The 19,317-nt window shown below is 45.9% G+C and carries 15 protein-coding genes; 5 read left to right on the forward strand and 10 right to left on the reverse strand.

All coding sequences use genetic code 11. From position 1 onward, the window contains the following. Positions 1–3 precede the first annotated feature (3 nt). From rraA to priA, 7 genes are all read right to left on the reverse strand, one after another. Positions 4–519 carry a ribonuclease E activity regulator RraA gene (gene rraA, locus ACED48_RS08805; RefSeq protein WP_017055862.1) on the reverse strand — a complete coding sequence of 172 codons (516 nt, stop codon included), beginning with the start codon at positions 517–519 and terminating at the stop codon, positions 4–6. A 73-nt stretch (positions 520–592) separates the two neighbouring features. Further along, positions 593–1,510 (reverse strand): 1,4-dihydroxy-2-naphthoate polyprenyltransferase, encoded by a 918-nt coding sequence (locus ACED48_RS08810; RefSeq protein ID WP_029626911.1) that lies wholly within the window; start codon positions 1,508–1,510, stop codon positions 593–595. Positions 1,511–1,699: 189 nt separating this feature from the next. Continuing rightward, positions 1,700–3,040 (reverse strand): HslU--HslV peptidase ATPase subunit, encoded by a 1,341-nt coding sequence (hslU, locus tag ACED48_RS08815; protein WP_017055860.1) that lies wholly within the window; start codon positions 3,038–3,040, stop codon positions 1,700–1,702. Positions 3,041–3,098: 58 nt separating this feature from the next. Next, positions 3,099–3,647 carry an ATP-dependent protease subunit HslV gene (hslV, locus tag ACED48_RS08820; protein ID WP_017055859.1) on the reverse strand — a complete coding sequence of 183 codons (549 nt, stop codon included), beginning with the start codon at positions 3,645–3,647 and terminating at the stop codon, positions 3,099–3,101. Positions 3,648–3,871: 224 nt separating this feature from the next. Then, positions 3,872–4,405 carry a cell division protein FtsN gene (gene ftsN / locus ACED48_RS08825; protein ID WP_017055858.1) on the reverse strand — a complete coding sequence of 178 codons (534 nt, stop codon included), beginning with the start codon at positions 4,403–4,405 and terminating at the stop codon, positions 3,872–3,874. Positions 4,406–4,527: 122 nt separating this feature from the next. Continuing rightward, positions 4,528–5,532: a DNA-binding transcriptional regulator CytR gene (gene cytR / locus ACED48_RS08830; RefSeq protein ID WP_017055857.1), complete on the reverse strand. Its 1,005-nt coding sequence runs from the start codon at positions 5,530–5,532 to the stop codon at positions 4,528–4,530. A 239-nt stretch (positions 5,533–5,771) separates the two neighbouring features. Next, complete coding sequence (priA, locus tag ACED48_RS08835) at positions 5,772–7,973, reverse strand: primosomal protein N' (RefSeq protein WP_017055856.1); 2,202 nt, start codon at positions 7,971–7,973, stop codon at positions 5,772–5,774. A gap of 342 nt (positions 7,974–8,315) precedes the next feature. Between priA and rpmE the strand changes: the two genes are divergently transcribed. Then, positions 8,316–8,534 carry a 50S ribosomal protein L31 gene (gene rpmE / locus ACED48_RS08840; RefSeq protein WP_017055855.1) on the forward strand — a complete coding sequence of 73 codons (219 nt, stop codon included), beginning with the start codon at positions 8,316–8,318 and terminating at the stop codon, positions 8,532–8,534. A 350-nt stretch (positions 8,535–8,884) separates the two neighbouring features. After that, positions 8,885–10,174 carry a malic enzyme-like NAD(P)-binding protein gene (locus ACED48_RS08845; RefSeq protein WP_017055854.1) on the forward strand — a complete coding sequence of 430 codons (1,290 nt, stop codon included), beginning with the start codon at positions 8,885–8,887 and terminating at the stop codon, positions 10,172–10,174. Between the two features lie 187 nt (positions 10,175–10,361). On the opposite strand, the gene metJ is transcribed toward ACED48_RS08845, so the two are convergent. Further along, a complete protein-coding gene (gene metJ, locus ACED48_RS08850; RefSeq protein WP_017055853.1) occupies positions 10,362–10,679 on the reverse strand; it encodes a met regulon transcriptional regulator MetJ in 318 nt (105 codons plus the stop codon). Positions 10,680–10,887: 208 nt separating this feature from the next. Between metJ and ACED48_RS08855 the strand changes: the two genes are divergently transcribed. The 3 genes from ACED48_RS08855 to metF all read left to right on the forward strand — a co-directional run bounded on the left by ACED48_RS08855 (position 10,888) and on the right by metF (position 15,659). Continuing rightward, the gene (locus ACED48_RS08855) at positions 10,888–12,069 is read left to right on the forward strand and encodes an O-succinylhomoserine (thiol)-lyase (RefSeq protein WP_017055852.1); all 1,182 of its coding nucleotides are present in this window, start codon (positions 10,888–10,890) and stop codon (positions 12,067–12,069) included. 2 nt (positions 12,070–12,071) lie between these two features. After that, entirely contained in the window at positions 12,072–14,483 is a 2,412-nt protein-coding gene (locus ACED48_RS08860; protein ID WP_017055851.1) for a bifunctional aspartate kinase/homoserine dehydrogenase II, read from the forward strand. A gap of 276 nt (positions 14,484–14,759) precedes the next feature. After that, complete coding sequence (gene metF, locus ACED48_RS08865) at positions 14,760–15,659, forward strand: methylenetetrahydrofolate reductase (RefSeq protein ID WP_017055850.1); 900 nt, start codon at positions 14,760–14,762, stop codon at positions 15,657–15,659. A 128-nt stretch (positions 15,660–15,787) separates the two neighbouring features. Here metF and ACED48_RS08870 read toward each other — a convergent pair whose 3' ends face one another. Together ACED48_RS08870 and ppc are read right to left on the reverse strand one after the other, a co-directional pair. Next, the gene (locus ACED48_RS08870) at positions 15,788–16,327 is read right to left on the reverse strand and encodes a PadR family transcriptional regulator (RefSeq protein ID WP_017055849.1); all 540 of its coding nucleotides are present in this window, start codon (positions 16,325–16,327) and stop codon (positions 15,788–15,790) included. A 350-nt stretch (positions 16,328–16,677) separates the two neighbouring features. Further along, positions 16,678–19,314, reverse strand: coding sequence for a phosphoenolpyruvate carboxylase (gene ppc / locus ACED48_RS08875; RefSeq protein ID WP_017055848.1), 2,637 nt, complete (start codon positions 19,312–19,314; stop codon positions 16,678–16,680). Positions 19,315–19,317 lie beyond the last annotated feature (3 nt).

Here is a 19,317-nt window from a genome sequence, read left to right on the forward strand (position 1 = left end):
TACTTAATCTGATTCTTCTTCGACATCAAGGTCGAGTTCAACATCTAACGGCTCAGCAGAGAGAATGATGCCTGTGTTATCCGCGTAAAGGTAATCTTCAGGTAAAAAAGTCACGCTGCCAAAATTGACTGGAACATCAACCTCACCAATACTCTCTTGGCTAGCTCCGACAGGAATGGACGCTAAGGCCTGAATGCCGAGATTCATATCTTCTAGTTCATCGACTTCACGTACACAGCCATAAACCACAATCCCTTCCCACTCATTGTCTTCGGCAAGCAGGGCTATTTCAGCATCGATCAGCGCTTTTCGTAATGAGCCACCACCATCGATTAGCAGCACTCGACCTAACCCATCTTGTTCCAATACAGAGCGAATCAAAGCGTTGTCTTCAAAACACTTTAATGTTGTGACCTGTCCTGCGAAGGATGCTCGTCCACCGAAGTTGCTGAACATTGGCTCCACGACATCAACTTGATCTATGTAGATGTCGCACAGTGCTGAAGTGTTGTATTCCATTCGTTTACCTTTTGAACAATGAACTTACTTTGAGTATATCGGTGCCTGATCCCTTTGCAATGATTAGTCTCAATTAACTCAATAGAGTTTGAGCTACGACAACCCCTGCAAACAATAAGTTAGTGACCAGGGAGCATTTCACAATAACGGGCATCATTGGTGCAATCTGAGCCGGTTTATCGGTTTTCCATACGGCTTTACCATGCTTGTAAACAACAATGATACTGAACAAGAATGGCAGGCTAATCCAAACGGGTTTCTCCTGAATCAGTAGGTATAGCGCGAAAGATGCAAGGGCGAAACCAAGTAACAAGAAATGGTAGTGCTTGGCTTTGCGCTGCCCTAAGCGAACGGCCATAGTGCGCTTACCACATTCGCTATCGTTTTCGATATCACGCATGTTGTTGATATTGAGAACTGCCACTGCCATTAACCCACAACCTAAAGCGGGAAGAAATAGGCTAGGCTCAACGTGGCCAGTATGCAAGAAGTACGTTCCAGACACGCCTAGCAATCCAAAAAAGATAAACACTGATAAGTCGCCAAGGCCGATATAACCATAGGGCTTGTTACCAACTGTGTATGCAATAGCAGCCGCAATCGCCAGAACACCAAGAGCGATGAACGACAAGATACTCTCAATCGAGCTTAGTGCATAAAAAATAAGAACCAACCCAGCTATTACCGTAAATACGATGTTGAGGATGATAGCTTGCTTCATGGTCTTCGCGTTGACTGTACCAGACTGCATCGCGCGTATTGGGCCTAAACGCTTCTCGTTGTCGGTGCCTTTGACGGCATCGCCATAGTCGTTGGCTAGGTTCGATAGAATCTGTAATAGAGTGGCGGTTAAAAAAGCCAGCAGCGCTATCGATAAAGAAAAATGATTGCTAGCGAACGCCAAACTACTTCCTGTAAGAATGGAGACGAGTGCGAGGGGCAGAGTTTTTGGTCGCGCGGCATCAAGCCAGATCAGTAAAGATTGTTTCATCGTAAGTCTATTTTCATTGTAAGTGCACTTTTGTCGTTAGTACGCTAGTGGTAGGTATATCGTGTCATACTGTAATTCGAGTATACGCCCATTTTTTAGGTAATAAAAAGCCCACTCTATAGTGGGCCTTGAATTCGTCTATTAGCTGCTATTTCTTTGAGATAGAGCAATAAGTTGGAGTTTAATGTGCTACAGAATGAAGCGGCTTAGATCTTCGTCTTCCACGAACTCACCTAACTTTGATGTTACGTAAGCTTCGTCAATCACTAGCTTGCTGCCGGCTCTGTCCGTTGCGTCGAATGAAATCTCATCCATTAAGCGCTCCATTACTGTGTGTAGACGACGTGCTCCGATGTTTTCAGTGGTTTCGTTCACACGCCATGCTGCGTCTGCAATTTGGTTGATGCCATCTTCAGTGAATTCAATGCTGACGTCTTCTGTTTTCATTAGAGCAATGTATTGCTCTGTTAGAGACGCTTTTGGCTCAGTCAGGATACGTTTAAAGTCGTTCGCTGATAGTGCTTCCAGCTCTACGCGGATTGGCAAACGACCTTGCAGTTCAGGAATTAAATCTGATGGCTTCGATACTTGAAATGCACCAGACGTGATAAACAGGATGTGATCAGTTTTAACCATACCGTGCTTGGTTGAAACTGTGCTGCCTTCGATAAGAGGCAGTAGATCACGTTGAACACCTTCACGAGATACATCTGGGCCTGAACTGTCGCCACGCTTACAAATTTTGTCGATCTCATCGATGAATACGATACCGTTGTTTTCAGCGTTGAAGATCGCATTCTCTTTTAGCTCTTCTTGGTTCACAAGCTTAGCGGCTTCTTCTTCAGTTAGTGCTTTGAATGCATCCTTGATTTTAATCTTGCGCTTTTTCTTGGTGTCGCCAGCTAGGTTTTGGAACATACCTTGTAACTGGTTTGTCATCTCTTCCATGCCAGGAGGAGCCATGATTTCAACACCCATCTGTGGTGCTGCGACATCAATTTCAATCTCTTTGTCATCCATCTTACCTTCGCGCAGTTTTTTGCGGAAAATCTGGCGAGTATTCGAAGACGTTGTGTCTTCAGTTGATTGCTCGTTCTGGCCCCAAGCATCACGAGCAGGCGGCAGAAGGGCATCAAGAATACGTTCTTCGGCTTGCTCTTCAGCGCGGTATTGCACTTTTTCCATCGCTTGTTGATGTGTCATCTTGATCGCAACATCGGTTAGATCGCGGATGATGGTTTCAACTTCTTTACCAACATAACCCACTTCGGTGAATTTGGTTGCTTCCACTTTGATGAAAGGCGCGTTCGCGAGTTTTGCTAGACGACGAGCTATTTCAGTTTTACCCACACCCGTTGGGCCAATCATCAGGATGTTTTTTGGCGAAACTTCAACACGCAGGCTTTCTTCAAGCTGCATACGGCGCCAGCGGTTACGCAATGCAATGGCTACTGAACGCTTAGCGTTATCTTGGCCAATAATGTGGCGATTGAGTTCATGAACAATTTCGCGAGGAGTCATCTCAGACATGGTTTTTCCTTAATTCTTTAATCACTGTTGAATACAACATTATGGATAGAGGAGGTCGTTATTCTGGTTTTGGCAGTTCAACGGTGCTATCTAGCTCTTCAACAGTGTGTTGATGGTTGGTGAAGACACAGATATCGCCAGCAATGCTCAGCGACTTTTCTGCGATTTCACGTGCATCTAAATCAGTATTTTCTAGTAGGGCAGTTGCCGCTGCTTGAGCGAAGTTACCACCTGAGCCAATCGCAATCAGGTCATTCTCAGGTTGAACGACGTCACCATTACCAGTGATGATCAGTGAAGCGGTTTCATCCGCTACGGCAAGCAGTGCTTCTAATTTACGTAGAGCACGGTCGCTACGCCAATCCTTTGCCAGCTCAACGGCCGCTTTGGTTAGGTGACCTTGGTGCATTTGCAGTTTGCTTTCAAATTTTTCGAATAGCGTGAAAGCGTCAGCCGTACCGCCAGCGAAACCTGCCAGTACTTTGTTGTTGTATAGGCGACGTACTTTGCGGGCATTGCCCTTCATTACTGTATTGCCTAGAGATACTTGTCCATCACCCGCGATGACGACTTTATTATTACGACGTACAGATACTATGGTAGTCACGAGTAGGGCCTCTTTATATTCTTATCCTTGGGTATAAAAAGTATATGAGGATGACACTCGGATAATTCAAGGAACCATGAGTGATGTCGAGCAACTTATCAGTGGAAGTTGTAAGGAAATTTGATTCAAGGGACTAAATAAAAGAAAACCTCCACAATGGGAGGCTTTCGATGTTTGTCTTTGCTGTCACTCTAGTTATTACACAACTGCGCTATCGCTTATCACTACTCGGTGTCTTTCCAAATAGCACAAGGTTCTATTTTTGCGCGTTGTAGTTTGTGGCGATCTCGTTCGGCATCACGCTTAAATTTGTAAGGTCCTAGAACCACACGGTACCAGCTACTGCCATCTTTCTTGCGGATCTCACTCGAGATACCTTGGAAGGCAATGTCCAACTTACGTGTTTCTGCCTGTGCTGAGGTTTTGTAAGCGCCACATTGCATGATGTAAGGGATCTTCGAGATCTGTTGCTCTTTGGCTTTAATTTCAATCTCGCGACTTGGCAGCGTTTCGACGTAGTCCCATTTCTCTGTTGGAGGAGGCGGAATTACTTTTGCTGGCTTAGGTTTTGACTTGTTCACCACAGGAGCTGGCGCTGGTGGCTCAGGATCATTACTTAATAAGTAAAGACCGTAACCAAAACCACCAGCAAGGAGGATCGCCAAAAGACCACTGCGCCAAGGTTTACGGCGAGGGGCTTGTTTGTTGGTCGTTTTTTTTGTGCCACGACCGCGCTTTACATAATCTCTATTAGCCACAAGACAATTCAATAGTTGATAGTTCTGCTCTCATGGTAATCCAGATTGCGTGAGGATAATAGTGCAGAAATTGAAGCGGCACATCAAAATGTGCCGCAGGTTTGTTTGGGTATTTACCTTGCCTAAATTCGAGGTGGCGCTGTACTGCCACGAACCACGAGTTTAGCTTCAAGTAGGCGTGAACCTGTTTGAACATCGTTACCTTTAAGTAGGTCGAGCATCATCAGCATCGCTTGGCGTCCGATTTCGTAACGAGGCTGAGAAATGGTCGTTAGTGGTGGATCGCAGTATTGAGCGAATTGGATGTCATCAAAACCAACAATGGAGAGATCTTGAGGAACACGTAAACCTAATTTTTTTGCTTCTTGAATAGCGCCAATTGCCATTGAATCGTTATGACAGAAAATTGCGGTTGGTTGTTCCGGTAGTGCTAATAATTGACGAACGGCTTTTGTTCCAGCTTCAAAGGTAAAATCACCAACAGTACTGTAAGCTGGGTTCATTGATACACCAGCCCGGCGCAATGCCTGTTGGTAGCCTTGCTGGCGGAATTTACATAGAGTGGCGGAGGTTGGGCCGGATATTTGTGCGATGCGCTTATGACCTAACTGAGCTAGGTAGTTGACGGCTTCAAATGCAGACGTCAAGTTATCGATGTGTACCGTTGGCAACTCAAGTTCAGGTGCAAACTCACATGCCATAACCATAGGTGGTAAGTTCTTCTGTTCAGATTTACTGACATCAAATGGGTGGTCGGTGCCAAGCAGTAGCATGCCATCAGCCTGTTTGGTGAACACCAAGTTTACGAATGATGATTCACGTTTCTTCTGTTGACCACTGTCGCCAAGCAGAACTAGGTAATCATTTTCTACAGCTGCATCTTCGATACCACGAATGATTTCGGCGAAATAAGGGTCACAGATATCAGGAACGATAGTAATGATGGTTTTTGATTCGTTGCGACGTAAGTTTCGAGCTAATGTGTTGGGTGAGTATCCAGCTTCAAGTACTGCTGCCTCTACTCGTTTGCGAGTAGAAACTGAGACTTTCTCTGGGGTCATCAATGCACGTGATACCGTTGCGGTTGAGACGCCTGCTAGCTGGGCAACATCCTTCATTGTCGCCATAAATTAAACCCTCTTTAAGTTCCTTTATTGCCTAAGTATCTAAGGCGTGAATAATTAATACAATCAAATAGACATAATGAAAGTGTTGCTAACACTTTTTTTATTGCAATATTCTATTTGTTTCATCCGTGTAAAGTTACGGCTAGATTAACAAAAATCACATGACTAGTGTGATGTTGCTCACGAGAAATATGAAATATTTGTGAACAAACTTATCATTAGTTTTAACCCAGGTGGGTTTAGCTTAAATCTTGCGGCTCAATATCGAGTGACCAACGAACTTTTTTCGCAGCGGGTAACATATTAATTGCCGGCTTCGTACTCATTAATAGCTTCTGCATCAATGAGCGAGTTTGGGTTTGCAAGATCAGTTGCCAGCGAGATTTGCCTGCACGTTTGGCTAATGGTGCAGGCGTTGGTCCTAACACCATGCAATATTGGTCAAACAATGGATGTGACTCCAGTGTATGACGAACTTGACGTAAGAAATCTTCCACTAAGCGCGTGTCGTTCGCTTCTGCTCTAAACAGAGTCATAAAGGTGTAAGGCGGCAACATCGCCTGTTTACGTTCGGCTAAGGCCGTCTGAGCGAAGTGGTTATAGTCTTTGTGCAGCAATGCTTGTAACAGACCATGTTCTGGATGGTGCGTTTGTAAGATCACTTCGCCGGGTTTACTGGCACGACCTGCGCGCCCGGCGACTTGGATAAAGAGCTGAGCAAGGCGTTCAGGCGCTCGGAAGTCACTGCTATATAAAGAGCCATCCACATCCAATAACGCCACAAGTGTCACGTCAGGGAAGTGGTGACCTTTAGCCAGCATCTGGGTACCAATAAGAATTTGGTATTCACCCTTACGAATCGACTCTAATGCGCTTTCTAAGCTACCCTTACGACGGGTGCTGTCGCGGTCAATACGAATGGTTTTATATTCTGGAAAGAGTTGACCAAGTTGTGCTTCGAGCTGTTCGGTACCGACACCCACTGTCACTAAATTCGCTGAACCGCAGCCTTGGCAATGGTGAACGATATGGTGTTGTGAACCACAGTGGTGGCAACGCATTTCATTGCTGTATTGGTGATATGTGTAGTAAGCATCACAGCGCTTACACTCGGCAGTCCAACCACAGTCGTGACACATCAATGCCGGAGAGAACCCGCGTCGGTTGAGGAACAACATCACTTGGTTGCCCGCTTTCAGGTGTCTTTGCATCTCAGCAATTAACGACGCAGACAAACCGCTTTCCAGATATTCGCCTTTCACATCCAACACTTTATTAGTGGTCGGCAATGCGACACCTGCACGTGAGGTAAGGGTAAGGTAGCTGTATTTGCCTATCTGAGCGTTGTGCAGTGTTTCAAAAGCCGGAGTTGCTGACCCAAGAACGACCGGAACCTGCGCTTTATGAGCGCGCATAATGGCGACATCACGTGCGTGGTAGCGCAGGCTGTCTTGCTGTTTATAGGAGGCGTCATGTTCTTCATCGACAATGATAATGCCTAAATCAGCGAAAGGCGTGAATAGAGCCGAGCGCGTACCTATCACGATGCCTGCAATATTGTCGCGTGCCGAGAGCCACGCATTCAGTCGCTCTGAATCGTTTAAGCCAGAGTGGATAACCTCAACAGGCACATTAAAGCGTCGCTTAAAGCGGTTAATGGTTTGAGGGGTGAGGCCAATTTCAGGCACCAAAACTAGTGCCTGTTTACCCTGGTCAAGAATCGGCTTGATCATATTCAGATAGACTTCTGTCTTACCTGAGCCGGTAACGCCCTCTAATAGAAAGCAGCCAAAGTTGGTCTGGCTATTGACTGTTGCGATTGCGATGGCTTGCTCTGCATTGAGTTTAGGCTTGTCTTGTTCGTTTTCGAGTTCAACTGGCCATGGTTTGCGCTGCGGTTTTTTCTCTACCGATTCAATCCAACCTTTCTCTTCCAGTGTCTTAAGTACTGCGCTACCCACTTCCTCATCAATGAATTCTTGATGAGGAACCGCGCCATTTTCAAGCATATGCATCACTTTGGCTTGTTTGACGGCGCGACCAAAGCCTTGCATCAGTTGATCTTTGCCTGACGATGTTAACTGCCATTCGATAAGCGTTGCGAAGTCGGCGGCTTTGCCTTTTCTTAGAGCGCTCGGAAGGGCGTTAGCAAAGGTTTCGCCAAGCGGGTATTGATAGAATTGACTACACCATATCAAGAGTGAATAGACAGATTCCGGCCAAACAGGCTGATTGTCTAATAAGGCTTTAATTGGTTTGAGCTTGTCTAGTTCGAATTCAGATTCGTTAACCAGAGCTGTGACAATACCGGTTAAGGTTTGGCGTCCAAAAGGCACAGAAACTCGCCCACCAATAATCGGAAAGAGGTGGTTAGGAATCTTGTAATCGAACTGCTTGTCGAGTGGAACAGGCAGGGCCACACGGGCAATCATTGGACGCATAAAGTGACGGCTTTACTGAGTTGAGGAGAGCGAACAGTCTAAATGATAAGGCGGTTAAATTCGAGGAGCAGTTTAGGTGAAAGAGGTGAGTTAACGAATGAAGGTCACTAGAGCTCATGAATTTCAACCAACATGCCAGTTAACAAAAGAAATAAAGACACTATTGGCGAAAAATGTATCAAATCGGTTGATCCTGTCTTATAGATTCATTACTATACTGCGCCTTAAAGGTATGGCTTCGTCACTTTTTTGTACGGATGCGGTGTCTTTATTTCTTTTTTAAACTACGTGTGGTGTGCGGCTTAGAATCGTATAGCGACACGGCCTACTTGAGGTTATCCCATGAAAGCTGGAATCCACCCAGAATACAAAGCAGTAACAGCAACTTGTTCTTGCGGCAACACATTCGAATTCAACTCTACTCTAGGTAAAGATGGCATTCACCTAGATGTATGTGACAAATGTCACCCATTCTACACAGGTAAGCAACGTATCGTAGATACAGGCGGCCGTGTAGATCGCTTTAACAAGCGTTTCGGTGCTCTTTCTAGCAAGAAGTAATTCTCGCTATTTAGACATGAAAAAGGACACTTAGGTGTCCTTTTTTGTTGCCTATAATTTGAGTCAATGATGGATACTGCTCTGCTTTTTAGCTATTTAATAGGTAGGCAATTAATATAAATGATAGGTAGTTGATCCGAATTTCTCCACAATGGTCGTTCCGCTACTTCTATTTAGAAATTCGCTTGAAAGTTCAACAGACAATAGTAATTTCAACTGCTCACTGGTCTTATTAGTAGTTAAATCTCGTTTTTTAATGAGACAGAGGCTTTAACTACCTAGGAACTTTGAAGTACATCCATTAACATGAACAAGACCCCCAAATAATAATAACCTAGGAACCTACACCTATGTCTGAAGACAGCCGACAAGACCAATCCTCTCAAGAGTTATCGCCTCAAGAACAATTTCGTCAGCAAGCTCTTGATTATCATGAGTTCCCAATTCCAGGCAAAATTGCCGTAGAACTGACAAAGCCTGCAGATTCTGCAGAAGATCTAGCACTTGCATACAGCCCTGGCGTGGCTGAACCTGTTCGCGAAATCGCACAAAACGTAGATAACGTTTATAAATACACGGGTAAAGGCAACATGGTTGCAGTTATCTCTAACGGTACGGCGATTCTTGGTCTTGGAAATCTTGGCCCTATTGCTTCTAAGCCGGTAATGGAAGGTAAAGCGTTACTGTTTAAGCGCTTTGCAGGTTTAGATTCTATTGATATTGAAGTAAAACACCGCACAATCGATGAGTTTGTAGATACCGTTGCCAATATCGCAGATACATTCGGTGGTATTAACCTAGAAGACATCAAAGCACCAGATTGTTTTGAGATTGAACGTCGCCTGATTGAACGTTGTGATGTACCAGTATTCCACGATGACCAACACGGTACTGCGATTGTAACAGCAGCTGGTATGCTGAACGCAATTGAACTTCAAGGTAAGAAGCTAGAAGAATGTAAGATCGTTTGTTTAGGTGCAGGCGCAGCAGCGGTTGCTTGTATGGAACTGCTGATTAAGTGTGGCGCCCAGCGTGAGAAGATCTACATGCTGGACCGTAAAGGGGTAATCCACACTCGTCGTGATGACCTTAATGAGTACAAAGAATTATTCGCAAACAACACTGACAAACGTACTCTTGAAGATGTTATCGAAGATGCGGATCTATTCTTGGGTGTGTCTGGCCCTAACTTGCTACCAGCTGAAGCACTAACACTAATGGCTGATAAGCCGATTGTGTTTGCATGTTCAAATCCTGATCCAGAAATCAAACCAGATCTTGCTCATGAAGTTCGAAAAGACCTTATTATGGGTACGGGCCGTAGTGATTACCCGAACCAAGTTAACAACGTACTTTGTTTCCCATTCATTTTCCGTGGTGCGCTAGATGTGCGTGCGAGCGAAATTAATGATGAGATGAAACTGGCGGCGGTTCATGCTATTCGTGAACTGGCGAAAGAAGAAGTGCCAGCAGAAGTATTAGCGGCAGCAGGTGAGACGGCGCTGGAGTTTGGTAAGGGCTATATCATTCCTAAGCCAATGGACCCGCGTCTGCTTCCTCGAGTAGCAAAAGCGGTAGCGGAAGCGGCCGTTGAATCTGGCGTTGCGCGTATTGATATGCCAGCTAACTATATGGCGTAATAGCCCGCTGTGGTGGATTCTCTGTAGCGGTTTCGCTATGGGCAAGAATAATAAAAACCGACTCATCAGGAGTCGGTTTTTTTATATCTATCACTCACAGCCCACTCGCAAGCAGTATAGTGAGTGATGTTATGAATAGGGGCCGCTATAACGAATCAGTATTAAAGGCGGTACTGAGTTGTTTTTATTATTCGTCAAACGCTTCGAATTCGATCCCCATCTCTGTCATCAGTCTTTTTACTTCAGTAGGGATATCGTCTGGACGGTCTTTACGGAGATCTTCATCCGTTGGTAGTGGTTGGCCTGTGTACGCATGTAGAAAGGCTTCGCACAGTAGCTCACTGTTTGTTGCATGGCGCAGGTTATTAATCTGGCGGCGAGTACGCTCGTCAGTGAGAACCTTTAACACTTTTAGAGGGATAGAAACTGTAATTTTCTTTACTTGTTCGCTTTTCTTTCCATGCTCAGCATATGGGCTTATGTATTCACCATTCCAGTCGGCCATTGCGTACCTTCATCACTTTAGTTGTTAGAATAAATTAATAGTGGTGATTTTAGCGGGATTTACTGCCATAAGCAAAGACATACGGACGTCTAGAAGTGTTGACGTCTCACGTTTATGAAAGTAAAGTGAATTACATATATCTAACACAGCCGAAAAATGCCGACAAGCAGCTGTGATTCTCAGACGCAAAACTTGTAAGGAAGCACCTATGAGCAGCCGGAAGCCAGCAACAATTGCAGTACGTACTGGTATCGAGTCAGACACGCAACACCATGCCGTTGTCCCACCTATTTACCTTTCGACTAATTATGGTTTTCCCGCTTTTGGTGAAGTGCCAAAGTACGATTACACTCGTTCTGGTAACCCCAATCGAGGTTTATTAGAGACGGCACTGTTTGAGCTTGAATCGGGCAAAGGTGCGGTAGTCACTAACTGTGGTACCTCGGCGCTAAACTTATGGGTTTCTGCTTTCTTAGGCGGCGATGATCTTATTATCGCACCACACGACTGCTACGGCGGTACTTACCGTCTGTTTAACACTCGCTCACTGAAAGGTGACTTCAAGGTTCTGTTTGTTGATCAATCGGATCAATCGGCACTGGATGCGGCGATCGCGCTTAAGCCAAAGTTGATCTTAATCGAAACACCATCTAATCCATTGGTTCGCGTGGTTGATATTGCAGAAACTTGCCGCAAAGCGAAAGAGGTTGGTGCTCTGGTTGCTGTCGACAACACGTTTTTGACACCTGTGTTCCAAAAGCCTTTAGAGCTGGGTGCTGATTTTGTTATTCACTCAACCACTAAGTACATCAATGGACACTCAGATGTTATTGGTGGCGTTGTGGTCACTAAGACAGAAGAGCATGCTGAAGAGCTAGCATGGTGGGGCAACTGTATTGGTGCGACCGGCACACCATTTGATAGCTACATGACTTTACGTGGTATTCGTACGCTAGGTGCTCGTATGCGAGTTCACGAAGAAAGCTCACGTGAGATTCTAGCGTCTCTACAGCAACAAGATCTCGTCGGCAATATTTACCACCCAAGCCTTCCTGAACATCCGGGTCATGATATCGCGAAGAAACAGCAATCGGGCTTTGGCTCAATGCTCAGCTTTGAGTTTGCGGGCTCATTCGAGGCGCTTAAATACTTTGTTGATAAGTTAGAGCTGTTTTCTTTGGCGGAATCGCTGGGCGGTGTTGAAAGCTTGATTTGTCACCCTGCGTCGATGACTCACCGCGCGATGGGTGAAGAAGCCTTAGCAGAAGCGGGTGTTTCTCAGCAACTACTGCGTCTATCTGTTGGCCTTGAAGATGCAGAAGACCTAATCGATGACCTCAAGCAAGCGTTTGAAAAAACACAGCGCTTTATTGCTGAAGGGGAGGGGTAATAATGGCAACCTTTCGCCAGCTACATAAATTTGGTGGCAGCAGTTTAGCAAATCCTGAATGTTACCAACGCGTGGTTAACATCCTTAGAGAATACTCATCAGCAACTGATTTAGTCGTTGTATCGGCAGCGGGTAAAACAACCAACCGTTTGATTGAGTTTGTTGAAGCGCTCGACAAAGATGGCCGTATTGCCCATGAATGCCTACAAACCCTTCGTCAGTTCCAGCTTGAGCTGATTGAAGCGCTGCTTGAAGGTGAAGTCGCTTCGCAACTAACGGCAACCATTCAACAAGAGTTTACCGCTTTGGGTGAGCTCACCGCTCCCTTGAGCGAAGCGCAAAAAGCACAAGTGTTAGGACACGGTGAGGTTTGGTCTTCGCGTCTGTTAGCCGCTTTGTTGTGCCAACATGATCTACAAGCGGTAGCTCAAGATGCGCGTGCCTTTTTGCGTGCAGAAGTGGGCGCTCAACCTGAAGTTGACCGCGCACGTTCTTATCCTCTGATTAAAGAAGCTCTAGCGCAGCATGCGTATTGTCGTGTGGTGATTACGGGCTTTATGGCTCAGAACAGCGACGGCGAAACCGTATTGCTTGGTCGGAATGGTTCGGATTACTCAGCTACCGTGATTGGCGCGTTGGCTGAAGTTGAACGTGTGACGATTTGGAGTGATGTGGCAGGCGTATACAGCGCTGACCCTCGTCTGGTTTCAGATGCGTGTCTATTGCCTCTGCTTCGTCTTGATGAAGCCAGTGAGTTAGCTCGTCTGGCGGCGCCAGTGCTTCACAGCCGAACGCTACAGCCGGTGGCTCAAAGTGCTATGGATTTAAGTTTACGCTGCAGCTATCAGCCAGAAGCTGGCTCCACACAGATTGAGCGTGTACTGGCATCTGGTCGTGGTGCAAAAATCATTACCTCTTTGGATGACGTTCTTGTCGTGCAACTGACGTTTGGTCACGGTCATGATTTCGACCGTCTCGAGAGTGAAGTGCTTGAAGGGCTTAAGCGCGCTCAACTAGAGCCGCTTGCTTATGAACTTGAACCCGATCAACACTGCTTGCGCCTTGCTTACACCGAAGAGATTGCTGGTGGCGCTCTAGAATATCTGCAAGACCACGCGATTGAAGCTGAGATTAAGCTTAAAGAGGGTTTCTCTCTGATCGCGGCGGTTGGCGCGGGTGTGACTAAGAACCCGAACCATTGCTACGGTTTCTACCAACAACTCAAGAGCTCTCCGGTTGAGTTCATCTCAGAAGCGAACTCAGGCTTGAGCTTAGTGGCTGTAATTCGTAAGAGTGAAACATCAAGCCTAGTGAAAGGTATTCACTCTCAGCTTTTCCAAGCGCAGAAGCGTGTTGCGATTGCTTTATGTGGCAAAGGCAATATCGGTTCAAGCTGGTTAAGCCTGTTTGCAGAGCAAAAAGCGGAACTTGAAAAGCGTCGTGGAATGAACTTTGAATTGGTTGCGGTGGTTGATAGCCAAACCTATTGGTTCGACGATCGAGGTATTGATGCGACTTCGGTAGGTAAGCGCTTTGATGACGAAGCGATTGCCAATAATGGTAACGACTGGTTAGAGCGTTTGGGTTCTATTCAAGGTTATGACGAAGCGGTTGTTCTCGATGTTACTGCGAGCCCGGTACTTGCAGCAAAATATCTGCAAATCGCACAGCAAGGTATCCACCTGATCTCGGCGAACAAGGTCGCAGGTTCTGCATCAAGTGAGTATTACCATCAAGTCAAAGATGCTTTCGCTAAGATCAGCCGTCATTGGTTGTACAACGCGACGGTTGGTGCAGGCTTACCGATTAACCACACGGTACGTGACCTGCGTGAAAGTGGCGATGACATTATTGCATTGTCAGGTATCTTTTCGGGCACACTGTCTTGGTTGTTCCAACAGTTCGATGGCACAGTACCATTTAGCGAGTTGGTTGACTTAGCATGGCAACAAGGCCTGACTGAACCCGACCCACGTGCTGACCTAGATGGTTCAGACGTGATGCGTAAGTTGGTCATTCTGGCGCGTGAATCGGGTTTAGACATTGAACCTGAAAACGTAAAAGTGGAATCACTGGTGCCAGCAGAACTGCAAGACCTGTCGGTGGATGACTTCTTTGATAAGGCCTCTGTGCTGAGCGAAGAGTTGGCTGAGCGCTTAGAGAAAGCACATTATCAACAAAAGGTTCTGCGTTACGTAGCGCGCTTGGAGAAGAATGGTAAGGCAACCGTAGGCGTTGAAGCTCTATCTAAAGAACACGCTCTAGCGAACTTGCTGCCTTGCGATAACATCTTTGCGATTGAAAGCAAATGGTACAAAGATAATCCATTGGTTATTCGTGGTCCAGGTGCGGGCCGTGAAGTAACAGCGGGCGCAATTCAATCTGACTTGAACAGAATGTCTAGCCTGTTCTGATACTCAGATCGGTTGGTTTAGTGTCTAAATAGCATACTATCCACTAAGATAGATAAGGCTGAAAGCACGATGTGTTTTTCAGCCTTTTTTCTACCTTATTTCTGCTTTGCGACCCATATAACGACTTGAGTTTTACTCACGATCTACTTGAGAAAAATTCATAATCGATCTGTTGACATTAAATCGTATTCAATACATTCTACAGACATATAGACGTCTAAACGTCGTTTAAGGATTTGAGTTTTTAGTGGTTGCTTTTGCCACAGGGAGAGTAAGATGGGATACACACACGCAGGCCATATCGACGCTTTAAATCAGAATATCGCAGAGCTTTCTGACAACATTAATGTGTCATTTGAATTTTTTCCACCAAGCAGTGAGAAGATGGAAGAGACCCTGTGGAACTCTGTTCACCGTCTTAAAACACTTCAACCAAAATTTGTATCGGTAACCTATGGTGCAAACTCGGGTGAACGTGATCGTACCCACTCAATCATTAAAGAGATCAAAAACCAAACGGGTCTAGTAGCAGCGCCACACCTAACGTGTATTGATGCTAGCCGCGAAGAACTTATTCAAATCGCCGACGATTACTGGGCGAATGGTATCGAGAGCATTGTTGCTCTACGTGGTGATATTCCAGCAGGCGGCGGTGCGCCAGATATGTATGCTTCTGACCTAGTTGAACTGCTTAAATCGCGCCATGATTTTGATATCTCAGTCGCGGCATTTCCAGAAGTTCACCCTGAAGCAAAAAGCGCTCAATCTGATCTTATTAATCTAAAACGTAAAGTAGATGCAGGTGCTAACCGTGCCATCACTCAGTTCTTCTTCGGTGTAGAAAGCTACCTACGCTTTCGTGATCGCTGTGTGGCGGCGGGCGTTGATGTTGAGATAGTACCGGGTATCTTGCCAGTTTCTAACTTCAAGCAAGCGTCTCGCTTTGCTGCAATGAACAACGTTAAAGTGCCGGGCTGGATGGCGAAGCAATTTGAAGGCTTGGACGATGATCCAACGACTCGTCAGTTAGTTGGTGCTAGCCAAGCAATTGATATGGTCCGCACCCTGAGCCGTGAAGGTGTGAAAGACTTCCACTTCTATACACTAAACCGTGCAGAAATGACCTACGCACTTTGCCATACGCTAGGTGTTCGTCCACAAGTGGCTACGCTGTAGTTGAAGCTCTTGATAAAATGCCATCGGCGATAGAATCTCAAATCCTATAGATACAAAAAAGGCTTGGACTCTAAGAGTTCAAGCCTTTTACTTTTCTAGCTTCTAGCTTCTAGCTTCTAGCTTCTAGCTTAAGCGATAGTACCAAGCTCTAACAGTACCTCTTCAGCCCACACTATCCATGCTTCACGAAGAAGTAGGTTACGACGAAGAGTTAGACGTTCTAGGCGAGCTTGCTTGTCTAGCGTTGATGGTGTTGCGTAGTAAGCCGCTTCGATTTCTTTGTAATGAGAAACCAGTTTGCGAGACTCTTCTACCAACTCAGCAAGTTGTACACGGTATGCGTCACAAGGTTGTACAGCACAAGCCATTAGTTTAGCTGAGAACTCGTCACGAACGGTTGGGTGTGCAGTGGGTTGTTCAAACCATTCACCTAGGGCGCTACGTCCAGCGTCAGTGATAGAGTAAACCTTACGATCGGGTTTGCCTTCTTGAGGTTCAAGCACACAAGTTACCTGGTCGTTTTGAGCCATTTTATTTAGCTCGCGGTAAACTTGTTGGTGGCTAGCTTTCCAGAAGTAACCAATGCTTGCTGAGAATTCTTTTGTGATATCGTAACCAGTAGCATCGCGTGTACTTAAAACGGTTAGAATTACGTGTGGTAATGACATGTCTGAGATCCAAATGGTAAACAGTAAACAAAATACCTAAACATCAAGTGTGCTTCTTGTGGCACGTTATATTGGTTATGTTTAAGTAGCACCAACTTAGTCGTTGGTTATGTCACCTTATAAAGCCGTTTATCACCTAGGTCGACCAGTATATTGGCCAAGCTGCTACAGATTATTATGTTGGAGTATTTCTGCAGCGGAGCAGTAGTATATCTAAATAATAAGCATAAAGTAGAATACATGGACAAAATAACCCAAAAAAATTACAAAAAACTAAAATAATTGGATTTATTAAAATAAAAAGGCCACTTGTAGTGACCTTTTGTTCCTTTTTTGGTTTTAATGACTGGTTATCCAGTGTTCCGCATACCTGCCGCGATGCCTGCAATCGTCACCATGAGCGCTTCCTCTAGCTCTTCTGGTGGTGTTTCACTCTTACGAGTACGGTAAAGTAGTTCAGCTTGAAGCATGTTCAATGGCTCAACGTAGATGTTACGTAGACGTATAGATTCAAGTCCCCAAGGGTCGCTCTGCATCAAGTTTTCGTTGTTTTCTACATTCAGCACTGCTTTGATGTCTTTTTGCAGCTGTTCACGCAGTAATTCACCTAACGGTAGTAGCTCTTCGTCAACAAGACGCTGGTCGTAGTACTTAGCGATTTCCATGTTGCACTTCGAGTACACCATTTCCAACATACCCAAGCGGGTTGAGAAGAATGGCCATTCGCGACACATCTCTTCAAGTAGCGCTTGATGGCCTTGGTCTACTGAGTACTGAATCGCTTCACCAGCGCCTAACCATGCAGGAAGTACCAAACGGTTTTGGCTCCAAGAGAAGATCCATGGAATCGCACGTAGGCTCTCTACGCCGCCGTTCGGATTGCGTTTCGCAGGGCGAGAGCCAAGTGGCAGTTTGCCTAGCTCTAGTTCAGGCGTCGCTTGACGGAAATAAGGAACAAACTTCTCTTCGCCACGAACTACCTTACGGTAAGCCTCACAAGATACTTGAGACAGCACTTCCATTAGGTCGCGCCATTCTTGTTTAGGCTCTGGTGGCGGTAGAAGGTTCGCTTCTAGAATCGCACTTGCGTAAAGGTTGAAGCTGTTTACCGCAACATCTGGCAAGCCCAGTTTAAAGCGGATCATCTCGCCTTGCTCAGTTACACGTAAACCGCCTTTTAAGCTCTTAGGTGGCTGAGAAAGAAGCGCAGCATGTGCAGGCGCACCACCACGACCGACGGTACCGCCACGACCGTGGAAGAGGGTCAGCTCAATGCCTTCTTCGTCGCAAACTTTAACCAGTTTGTCCATCGCATCATACTGAGCCCACCCTGCAGACATTACGCCAGCATCCTTGGCTGAGTCAGAATATCCAATCATCACCATTTGGTGGTTCTGGATAAAGCCACGGTACAAATCGATGCTCATTAGCTGCTTCATTACTGCTTCTGAGTTGTTCAAGTCGTCTAGCGTTTCGAACAACGGACATACATCCATGCGATATGGGCAACCACATTCTTGTAGTAACAAGTGAACAGCCAGTACATCTGACGCAGTACGAGCCATAGAAATCACGTAAGCGCCGAAGGCTTCACGAGGTTGAGCGGCAATGACCTTACAGGTGTCTAAAACTTCTTTAACCTGTTCAGATGGCTCCCAATCGCGTGGTAGCAGTGGGCGTTTTGAGCTTAATTCATTGGTTAAGAAAGCAATCTTGTCTTGCTCACTCCACTGGTCATAATCACCAATGCCTAGGTAGCGAGTCAGTTCAGATAGTACATCCGAGTGACGAGTACTTTCTTGACGAACATCGAGACGAACCAAATGCACACCGAATGCTTTTAGGCGACGCAGGGTATCGAGTAGAGAACCGTCTGCGATTACGCCCATGCCACATTCGTGCAGTGATTGGTAACACGCATAAAGCGGCGTCCATAGTTGGTCTATGTTCTGTAGTGTTTCTTTCTTGGGGACTTCTACATCTTTGATTTCAGCATCTAAGACTTCTAGTGTGTTTCCAAGCAGGGTGCGTAGGCTTTTTAGGATCGCGCGGTAAGCTTCGTGTTCATCACCCGCTAGATCACGCACCTGATCATTACACTTAGTCATCGACAGTTCAGTAATCAGCTCGTTTACGTTAGCTAGATAAAGGTCAGCGGCTTTCCAGCGAGAAAGTCGTAGTACTTCTTTAGTGATGGTGTGCGTGACGAATGGGTTACCATCGCGGTCACCACCCATCCAAGATGAGAAATGCACTGGGCGTGCATCAATTGGCAGGCCTTCACCAAGGTAGCCTTTTAGTCGACCGTCCATTTCACGTAGGAAGTCAGGTACTGCTTCCCATAGCGAGTTTTCAACAACTGCAAAGCCCCACTTAGCTTCATCAAGTGGTGTTGGGCGTTGCTGACGAATCACATCAGAGTGCCAACCTTGAGCGATAAGTTGCTCTAGGCGACGCTCGGTTTTCACGCGCTCTTTGTGTGATAGGTCGCTTAACTCTAATTTAGACAGACACTCGTTGATCTTAACCAGTTTGTTGATCATGGTGCGACGAGTGATTTCAGTTGGGTGCGCAGTCAGAACGAGTTCAATGTTCAGGTCGCGAACGGCTTGAGCCGCGTCTAGCTTACTGATGTTATTTTGGCTTAATTTGGAAAATAGAGATTGCAGCACATCTGGCTCACAAACATGCTCCTCACAGTGACGAGAGATGGTGTGGTACTGCTCTGCCATGTTGGTGAGGTTGAGAAATTGGTTAAATGCACGAGCAACAGGAGTGAGTTGTTCGTTCGGCAGGTTTTTGATCTCTTCAACTAGGCTGTCACGGTCAGCTTTGTTGCCTGCGCGGGCGGATTTGGAAAGTTTACGGATAGTTTCCACTTTCTCTAAGATAACGTCACCATGTGCATCTTGGATTGTGTTACCTAGCAAGCGTCCCAGCATGCTTACGTTACTCTTGAGAGCGGCGTATTTCTCGTTCATTGTCATCCT

This window comes from Vibrio sp. 5S239, from assembly GCF_041439575.1.
GTDB classification, from domain to species: Bacteria; Pseudomonadota; Gammaproteobacteria; order Enterobacterales; family Vibrionaceae; genus Vibrio; species Vibrio kanaloae.